Source organism: Oleiphilus sp. HI0067 (genome assembly GCF_001635735.1).
Window position 1 is genome coordinate 1 of the sequence record NZ_LWFI01000197.1, and the last position, 650, is coordinate 650.

General features: G+C 44.5%; 1 protein-coding gene. It reads left to right on the top strand.

Translation table 11 applies throughout. The annotated features are described in order from the left end of the window. A partial coding sequence (gene radC, locus A3739_RS02550; RefSeq protein WP_068500136.1) for a DNA repair protein RadC occupies nucleotides 1-517 on the top strand: 517 nt, incomplete at its 5' end. Nucleotides 518-650: the final 133 nt, after the last annotated feature.

Below are 650 nucleotides of genomic sequence, written 5' to 3' on the forward strand. Positions count from 1 at the left end.
TTTTGGTGGGTTGAAGCCACTGCTTCGCGCTAGTGAACAAGAATTCTGTTCTTACAAAGGCATGGGCTTAGCAAAGTACGCGCAGTTACATGCAAGTTTAGAAGTAAGTAAGCGCGTACTAAAAGATGAGTTAAGGGAGAGTGATGTTATCACTAGCCCTGATGTGTGCAAACGTTATGTGCAGCATGCCTTGGCAAATCGTCAACATGAAACCTTCGCTGTTCTGTATCTTAATAATCAGCATGCAATTCTGGATATGGAAGAGCTGTTTCAGGGTACGATTGATGCTGCATCCGTATATCCGCGTGAAGTAGTTCGCCATGTACTTAACAAAGGTGCTGCAGCCGTCATTCTTTGTCATAACCATCCCTCTGGATCGACGCAAGCAAGCCAAGCTGACATCCAGATTACACGACGATTGCAGTCGGCATTGGAGTTGATCGATGTGCGGGTGCTGGATCATTTAATCGTCGCAGGTAGTCATGTGGTCAGTTTTACCGAACAGGGCTTGATGTAGACCTTGGTCCAATGCTAGACCAAGGTCTAATAGTTGTTTTGCGTAGTATTGCCAAAAATTCGCTTAGGAAAAATTATGCGCCATATAGTACGTAAAATTGGTGTGAGTGAATTCGATAATTAAGGCGACACCT